This is a genomic window from Bordetella muralis, assembly GCF_965139205.1.
GTDB classification, from domain to species: domain Bacteria; phylum Pseudomonadota; class Gammaproteobacteria; order Burkholderiales; family Burkholderiaceae_B; genus Bordetella_A; species Bordetella_A muralis.
Genome location: NZ_CBCSIU010000007.1, coordinates 36,335 through 43,233, shown reverse-complemented (window position 1 = coordinate 43,233; position 6,899 = coordinate 36,335). Strand labels below are relative to the sequence as shown.

Here is a 6,899-nt window from a genome sequence, read left to right as displayed (position 1 = left end):
TCCTTCGGTAGCGCTCGGCGGCCTCAACGGGGCCCGCAGCTTACCGCTAGGCAAGCCCCTNCCCACTGCGACAGAAGAAAGCCGCGCTGCCGCAAAAAGCAACGCCCCCCTTTCCGCCGCATCAACCATTAACACCCTATCGCCTTCGTCAGCGATTAAATTACAAATCCAGCAACAAGCGCTGCGGATCTTCCAACGCGTCCTTCATCGCAACCAGGCCCAACACCGCTTCGCGGCCATCGATGATCCGATGGTCATAGGACAGCGCCAGGTAGTTGATCGGACGAATCACGATCTGGCCCTTTTCAACGACCGGACGCTCCTTGGTAGCGTGCACGCCCAGAATGGCCGATTGCGGCGGGTTGATGATCGGCGTCGACAACATCGAACCAAACACACCACCGTTCGAAATCGAGAACGTACCACCGGTCATTTCTTCGATGCCCAACTTACCTTCGGCAGCGCGCTTACCGAAATCGGCGATCGTCTTTTCGATCTCGGCCAGCGAGAGCTGATCCGCGTTGCGCAGAATCGGCACCACCAGACCACGGGGGCTGCCCACCGCGATACCGATATCAAAATAGCCGTGATAGATGATGTCCTTGCCGTCGATCGATGCGTTGATCAGCGGGTACTTTTTCAGGGCGGCAACAGCAGCCTTGACGAAGAACGACATGAAACCCAGCTTGACGCCGTGCTCTTTCTCGAACTTTTCCTTGTACTTGTTGCGCAGATCGATCACAGCCTGCATGTTGACCTCGTTGAACGTGGTCAAAATGGCGTTTTCTTGTTGCGATTGCAGCAGACGCTCAGCGATACGGGCACGCAGGCGGCTCATCGGAACGCGCTGTTCCGGACGGCCATCCAGCGACAACGTCGTCGGTGCCGGTGCGGCGGCAGCGGCCTTGGCCGGCGCAGCGCTGGCGCCTTGAGCATCAGCCTTGGTCACACGACCGTCACGGCCCGTACCAGCCACACTGGCAGCGTCCACGCCTTTTTCGGCCAGAATCTTGGAAGCGGCCGGCGAAGCAATGCCTGCCGAACCCGACGAAGCCGGCGCGGCAGCAGCGGCAGCTGCCGGAGCGGCGGCGGGCGCAGCGGCTTCGGCCTTGGGGGCAGCAGCCGGGGCAGCGGCAGCCTGAGCAGCCGTATCGATCTTGGCGATGAGTTGGCCCGACGCTACCGTGGCGCCATCGGCTTCCACGATTTCAGCCAGCACGCCCGATGCCGGAGCCGGCACTTCCAGCACCACCTTGTCGGTTTCGATCTCGATCAGGATTTCGTCTGCCTCGACAGCAGCGCCAGCCTGTTTCTTCCAGGTAAGCAGCGTTGCTTCCGACACGGATTCGGACAACTGGGGGACAACAACGTCAGTAATAGCCATGGTAATAGGTTCCTAAATATAGAGAGATTCGATATCGGCGGCTGAGCTTATTTAGTCAGCATGAAGCCTTTGTATTTCGCGGCAAAAGCCTGTTCGATCAGTGCTTTCTGCTGTTCCTGGTGCTTGGCCAGGTAGCCTACCGCAGGCGACGCCGAAGCCGGGCGACCGGCATAGCCGAGTTTCTGACCATCGGCCATATTCTCGTAGAGGTGATGCTGAACATAGAACCACGGACCTTGGTTCTGAGGCTCGTCTTGCACCCAGACCACTTCAGTTGCGTTAGCGTACTTGCGCAGTTCGGTTTCGAAGGCCTTGTGGGCAAACGGGTACAACTGCTCGACGCGGAGAATTGCCACATGCTTGGCTTCGCGCTCGGTGCGAGCGTTGACCAAGTCGTAATAGACCTTGCCCGAGCACACCAGCACGCGCTTGACCTTGCTCGCGTCGATCGTATCGTCCAGCTCGCCGATCACAGGACGGAAGCTGCCGCCCGCCAACTCGGTCAGAGGCGAGCCTGCATCCTTGTTGCGCAGCAGCGACTTCGGCGTGAAGATCACGAGAGGCTTACGGAACGGACGGATCATTTGACGACGCAGCAGATGGAAAATCTGCGAAGCAGTCGTGGGCTGAACCACCTGGATGTTGTTGTCCGCACACAATTGCAGGAAACGCTCGATGCGGCCCGACGAGTGCTCGGGGCCCTGGCCCTCGTAGCCGTGCGGCAACATCAACGTCAGACCCGATTGGCGGCCCCATTTGGCTTCGCCCGAGCTGATGAACTGGTCGATCACGACCTGAGCGCCGTTGACGAAGTCACCGAATTGAGCTTCCCAGATGGTCAGCGTGTTGGGTTCTGCGCAGGAATAACCGTATTCGAAACCGAGCACGGCTTCTTCGGACAGCACCGAGTCGATCACCGTGAACGGCGCCTGGCCATCGGAGACGTTTTGCAGCGGCACATAGGTGCCGTCATCCCAGCGCTCGCGATTTTGATCGTGCAACACGGCATGACGGTGCGTGAACGTACCGCGGCCCGAATCCTGGCCGGTAATCCGGATGGCGTAACCCGAGGCCACCAGCGTAGCGAACGCCAGATGCTCGCCCATTCCCCAGTCGAGGTTTTGCTCGCCCTCGGCCATCTTGCGACGCTCGGTCAAGAGTTTCTTGACCAACGGGTGCGGCGTAAAGCTGTCAGGAACCGTGGTGATGCGCTCACCGATACGCTTCAACTCAGCCAACGGCACGGCCGTATCGGCCTGATCCGTCCATTTGGCGCCCAGGAACGAGGACCAATCGATCGCGTACTTGCTCTTGTAGTCGGTCAACACAGGTTCGATCGTGCGCTGGCCGTCTTCCATGAGCTGACGGTAATCCTTGACCAACTGGTCGGCTTCGCCCTCGGCCAGCACGCCTTGCGAGGTGAGCTTGTCGGCGTACAGTTTGCGAGTGCCGGGGTGATGACCGATGCGCTTGTACATCAAGGGCTGGGTCAACGACGGCGTGTCCTGCTCGTTGTGGCCGAGTTTACGGAAGCAAACGATATCCAGCACCACATCGTGGTGGAACTGCATACGGTAGTCCAGCGCCAGCTTGGTCGCGAACACGACTGCCTCAGGATCATCGCCGTTGACGTGGAACACCGGGGCTTCGATCATTTTGACCACGTCGGTGCAATACAGCGTCGAACGCGTATCGCGGGGGTCGGACGTGGTGAAACCGATCTGGTTGTTGATGACGATGTGCAGCGTGCCGCCCGTGCCGTAGCCGCGCGTTTGCGCCAGGTTCAGCGTTTCCATCACAACGCCCTGGCCGGCAAAGGCCGCGTCGCCGTGCACCAGCACTGGCAAGACCTGCTTGCCTTCGGGGTCGCCGCGGCGCTCTTGGCGAGCACGGGCGCTACCCTCGACCACGGGATTGACGATTTCCAGGTGAGACGGGTTGAACGCGAGCGACAGGTGCACAGGACCGCCACGCGTGGACAGATCGCTGGAGAAACCGTTGTGGTATTTCACGTCGCCATCGGTCAGGCCCTCGGCGTGCTTGCCTTCGAATTCGGCAAACAGGTCACCGGGCATTTTGCCCATGATGTTGACCAGCAGGTTCAGGCGGCCGCGGTGAGCCATGCCGACCACGACTTCCTGGACACCGGATTCGCCAGCGTGGTTGACCACCTCGTCCATCGAGGCGATGAAGCTTTCGCCGCCTTCGAGGGAGAAGCGCTTCTGGCCCACGTACTTGGTGTGCAGGAAACGCTCGAGACCTTCGGATTCGGTCAGTTGCTGCAGGATGTGACGCTTTTCTTCGTTGCTATACGACGCGGCGCCGAAGGTCTTTTCCAGGCGTTCCTGGATCCAGCGCTTGGCGGCGGGATCGGAAATATGGGTGTATTCGGCACCGATGCTGCGGCAGTAGGTGTCACGCAGAGCCTTCAGGATGTCGCGCAGCGTCATGGTGCTGGCGGTCGTGAAGTAGGTGTTGGTGGCCGAATAAGTCTGGTCCAGATCGGCTTCGGTCAGGCCGTAGAACGAGGGATCCAGTTCGGGGATCGGGGGACGTTCCTGACGCTTGAGCGGATCCAGGTCGGCCCAGCGCGAGCCCAGAGAACGATAAGCGCCGATCAGCGACTGTACCGAAACCTGTTTGCTGGCGATCGACAGATCGGGCTGAGCGGAGATTTGCTGCACGAACCCATTGCTGCGGGCGCGCTGAGCAAAAGACTCGACGATAGGGGCATGAGCGCGGTCGCGCGTCGTTTCCTGGCCGTCGGTCGCAGGAGCATGCTGCAACTGATCGAAATACTCGCGCCAGTTATCGGGCACAGAGCCAGGGTTGTCCAGATACGCCTCGTACAGCTCTTCGACGTAGGGGGCATTGCCACCAAATAGATATGAGGTGGACAGAGATTCTGATTCGGAAGACATATATTGCTTCACCTTGCGAGTGCTTCACTCGATACGATGCAGGAAAACCTTCCGCGGCACGGGCTTCCCGTTGGCGGATAGCAGGGGCAGAAGGCACGTACAAGCCCTGAAAGCCTATGGCGCAAAAGTATACTCCCCGGGATTGCACCTGTCTTGCCGCATCGCGGCACGACCCATCTGCGTCCGGGCGGGGCCACAGACCAAGATAGTTGAGAAGTCCCCACCAACGTCCGTCATGATGCCGGCTATGCGCTCGAAGTCTCCTTCATCCAGTATTGGCAAGAGCCCTGATCGGGCTGTGACGCGAAAACCACGAAGCCATCGCGGGAAACCCGGTTTGCACGGTCGGGCCGCACTGACGGCGTGCTGTTGCGCTATTTTTCCGCGCTTTTATGACATTCGTCCTGCTGACACGATACGTCTGTAGAACAGTACCGCCACACTGGCGAACACCGCCAGCCCCAGCCAGTTTGCGATCGGCGCGAAGCCCGCCCCTGCCAGAGCCAGAGGCGCCTCGCTGCCCGATGCCCCGATGATGGCTGCCATCAGCACCCCGACGAGGCTTTCGCCTACGATCAACCCCGACGCCAGCAAGGTACCGCGTCGATTCGGCAGCTCTGCATACCTGTCATAGGGCTGCCCCGCCTGCTCTGCACGGCGGCGCAGCGCCCGTTCGATCAGCCAGGCCAGCAACGCGCCCACGACCAACGGCGCACTGACCGTCGGAGGCAAGTAAATCCCGATCCCTACGGCCAACACCGGCATCCGGGCAACCCGGCAGGTGCGCTTCAGAATGCCGTCCACCACGATCAGCCCTACGCCCACCGCCATACCGATCAGGATCATGGCCCAGTTCAACTGATGGGTAAAAATGCCACGGGCAATAGCCAGCATCAAGGTCGCCTGAGGCGCCGACAATGCCTGGCTGGGGTCCATGCCGTCATGCGGCAAGGCATCGGAAAAACCGTAGGCGTTATAGAGCAACTCGAGGATCGGGGAAATCACTGCTGCCCCCACCACGCAGCCGATCAACAACGCCACCTGCTGGCGCCAGGGGGTTGCCCCGACCAGCCAGCCGGTTTTCAGGTCCTGCAGGTTGTCGTTCGCAATCGACGCCACGGCGACGACGGCCGAGGTCGTGAAGATAGCCAAAGCGATGGCCATCTGCACCCCCTCCTGGCTGCCGAGCAGACCAGTCGAGCGTTCCAGCCCCAGCATCAACAAGGACACCAACACGATGGCCACAATACCCACCCCGGAAATCGGGCTGGTCGAGGACCCCACCAGACCGGCCATATAACCGCAGGCGGCCGCCACCAGGAAACCGAAAATAAAGGCAAATGCGACGGCGTACGTTACCAGCATCCCTACGCTGCCGGCTGTCACGGGCTCGGCCCGTAAAAACGACGCGAATGTCACCACCAGAATCACCACCAGCACCAAGGTGACGACAGCAATCCAACGCCCGGACAGATCTTGTTCAGTACGCAACGCCCCTGCCTGACCGGATTTGCGCGTCGAGCTGAATGCGGAGAACGAGGTTTTGATACCACGCATCATGGGGACAAACAGTGTGGCCAGCGTCCAGATCGCGCCCACACCGATCACCCCTGCCCCGATAAAGCGGACCTGCGAGCTCCACAACCCGGTGGCATAGTCGATCACAGACAAGTCTGCCGGCCGGTCTCCCAAGGCTGTCAGCACGGGAACGGAAATTCCCCAGGCGATCACCAGGCCCGTCAGCATGGCCAGACCTGCCACGATACCGATCAGATACCCTGCTCCTAACAAGGCCATGGAGAACCCCATCGGCAGGCGAAACACCGCAGCGCCGATCGTCGGCCACACGCTGACGGCATCGCCCAAGACCCGCAGGCCGCTGGAAGCAAAGCTCACCACGGCGGCGATGCCGGCACCACTGAGAATATCGGCCATGCCCGTGGCCGCCGGTTTCGCTCGCTTCGCTGCCGCCGCAGCGGCGTGCGTCGAGGCCGATTGAGCGTCCGGGACACGTCCTGACGGCGCAGAAGCGCGCGACGCCTGACCGGGGCCGTCTCCCTGGGCATCTCCCTCGGCCGTCCCACTGCCCACGCGCAGGATCTCTGCCGCCGCAACGCCCTCGGGATACGGCAGATCGCTCTGCACCACCATGATGTGCCGCAGCGGGATGGTGAACATCACCCCCAGCATGCCGCCCGCGGCGCAGATACCCAGGGTTTCCCAGAACGGAAAACCCTGCCAATGCCCCATCATGACCAACGCGGGCAAAATGAAAATAATGGATGACAAGGTGCCCGCGGCCGATGCCTGCGTCTGCACCATGTTGTTCTCGAGAATATTCGAAGTGCGAAACAGCCTGAGCACCGACATGGAAATGACAGCCGCCGGAATCGCCGACGAAAACGTCAATCCGACCTTCAGGCCCAAAAACACGTTCGACGCGGTGAACACCACGGTAATCAATGCGCCGATGATGATGCCGCGGACGGTGAGTTCGGGCAGCGTGATCGAATCAGGAACGCGCGCAGGTTCTGCCATGAGTCAACATGTCCTTGCCAAAAAGGTGATGATTTTTAGAGTGTGGCGGATTCTAC

3 protein-coding genes are annotated in these 6,899 nt (G+C 60.7%); all 3 read right to left on the bottom strand.

Annotation, left to right across the window (positions count from 1 at the left end):
* Positions 1-160: 160 nt before the first annotated feature.
* The 3 genes from odhB to ACNA0I_RS12300 all read right to left on the bottom strand — a co-directional run bounded on the left by odhB (position 161) and on the right by ACNA0I_RS12300 (position 6,843).
* The gene (gene odhB, locus ACNA0I_RS12310; RefSeq protein WP_415806297.1) at positions 161-1,384 is read right to left on the bottom strand and encodes a 2-oxoglutarate dehydrogenase complex dihydrolipoyllysine-residue succinyltransferase; all 1,224 of its coding nucleotides are present in this window, start codon (positions 1,382-1,384) and stop codon (positions 161-163) included.
* A gap of 47 nt (positions 1,385-1,431) precedes the next feature.
* On the bottom strand, positions 1,432-4,305 hold the full coding sequence (locus ACNA0I_RS12305; RefSeq protein ID WP_415806296.1) for a 2-oxoglutarate dehydrogenase E1 component: 2,874 nt from the start codon (positions 4,303-4,305) through the stop codon (positions 1,432-1,434).
* Positions 4,306-4,695: 390 nt separating this feature from the next.
* A complete protein-coding gene (locus ACNA0I_RS12300; RefSeq protein ID WP_415806295.1) occupies positions 4,696-6,843 on the bottom strand; it encodes an OPT family oligopeptide transporter in 2,148 nt (715 codons plus the stop codon).
* Positions 6,844-6,899 lie beyond the last annotated feature (56 nt).

Bases quoted from the DNA above. Each gene is read 5' to 3' on its own strand.
- ACNA0I_RS12300 (WP_415806295.1), bottom strand. From the start codon at position 6,843: ATGGCAGAACCTGCGCGCGTTCCTGATTCGATCACGCTGCCCGAACTC.
- ACNA0I_RS12305 (WP_415806296.1), bottom strand. From the start codon at position 4,305: ATGTCTTCCGAATCAGAATCTCTGTCCACCTCATATCTATTTGGTGGC.
- odhB (WP_415806297.1), bottom strand. From the start codon at position 1,384: ATGGCTATTACTGACGTTGTTGTCCCCCAGTTGTCCGAATCCGTGTCG.